Genomic DNA, 1,272 nt, shown 5'->3' on the forward strand with positions numbered 1-1,272 from the left:
GCACTGCGTTCCATGAAGCTCGCACTCGAGGAGAGGGGGATCACGGCATGAGCGACCAGGAGTGGCAGCCCTTCGGGCCCCGGCCGGCAGGTCCCCGGCGTCCGCAGGGCCCGCCCGTACCCCCCGGCGACCCCTTCGCCCTCCCCGACGAGGGCTCCGCCCACGACGCCGCGGGCGCGTACGTGCTGGGCATCCTCGACGAGGCCGAGGCAGCCGCCTTCGAGACGCATCTGGCCGGCTGCGCGTCCTGCGCCGCGCACCTCGACGAGTTCGCCGGCATGGAGCCCGTGCTGGCGATGCTCGCGGAGTCCCCGGCCGCCGTCCCCGGCGCCCGCCCGGTACCGCACGTCCCGGAGCGCCCCGCGCCCCGGGTGCTGGACGGGCTGGTCGACGAGGTCGCGCGGAAGCGCTCCCAGCGGCGCCGGCGCACCCGGTACCTGGTCGCGGCGGCGGCGGTCCTCGTCATCGGCGGCCCGGTGGCCGTGGTCACGGCCACGGCCGGTGAGGACTCCCGCCCGAGGGCCGAGGCGGCCGATCCCCACCCCACCAGCCCCGCCGAGGACGCCTTCTTCCACCACATGCCCGAGAAGAAGCGGGCGACCGACCCCGTGACCCGGGTCGAGGCCACGGTCGGCATGGAGCCCAAGGCCTGGGGCACACACACGGTCCTGCGGCTGGAGAACGTCAAGGGCCCGCAGAAGTGCAGCCTCGTCGCCGTGTCCAGGAACGGCGAGGAGGAGGTCGTCACCTCCTGGTCCGTACCGACCTGGGGATACGGCATCGAGGGCTCCGCCCACGAGAGCGCGCGGCACCCGCTGTACGTGCACGGGGGCGCCGCGATGGCCCGTTCCGACATCGACCACTTCGAGGTGCGCACCTTCGACGGCGAGCGGCTTGTGGAGATCGACGCCTGAGGGGTCACCCGGACGGCCCCGAGGCGCGCACCACCCGAAACGTGACCCGAGCGGCAGGTGCGCTCGGGGCCCCCTTTCGCGTACGGTTGACGGCTGCTCGATGCACGTCAGAAGGGGGCCCCGGTGGCCGCGCAGGATGCCGCTGTCGATTCGTTGCGGGACCGGGAGATCGGTGTCGAACAAGAACATCTGGACCGGGTCTACCGCCGTCTCGAGGAGAAGATCGACGAGGCGGAATTTCTCATGCGGGACGCCGGCAAACGGGGCCAGGTGGGCACCCCCGGCGCACTCGCCGAACGGGACGCCCAGGTCTTCCGCGCCGGGGTCCATCTCAACCGGCTGAACAACGAGTTCGAGG

2 protein-coding genes are annotated in these 1,272 nt (G+C 73.0%); both read left to right on the forward strand.

From position 1 onward, the window contains the following. Window positions 1-47: 47 nt before the first annotated feature. Complete coding sequence (locus tag ACFU7D_RS29670; protein WP_014155973.1) at window positions 48-914, forward strand: zf-HC2 domain-containing protein; 867 nt, start codon at window positions 48-50, stop codon at window positions 912-914. A gap of 123 nt (window positions 915-1,037) precedes the next feature. Next, a partial coding sequence (locus ACFU7D_RS29675) for a hypothetical protein (protein ID WP_378874126.1) occupies window positions 1,038-1,272 on the forward strand: 235 nt, incomplete at its 3' end.

It is taken from the genome of Nocardioides sp. NPDC057577 (genome assembly GCF_042801335.1).
Classification (GTDB): Bacteria; Actinomycetota; Actinomycetes; order Propionibacteriales; family Nocardioidaceae; genus Nocardioides.

Coding starts and splice junctions, on each gene's coding strand:
- ACFU7D_RS29670 (WP_014155973.1), top strand. CDS start 48: ATGAGCGACCAGGAGTGGCAGCCCTTCGGGCCCCGGCCGGCAGGTCCC.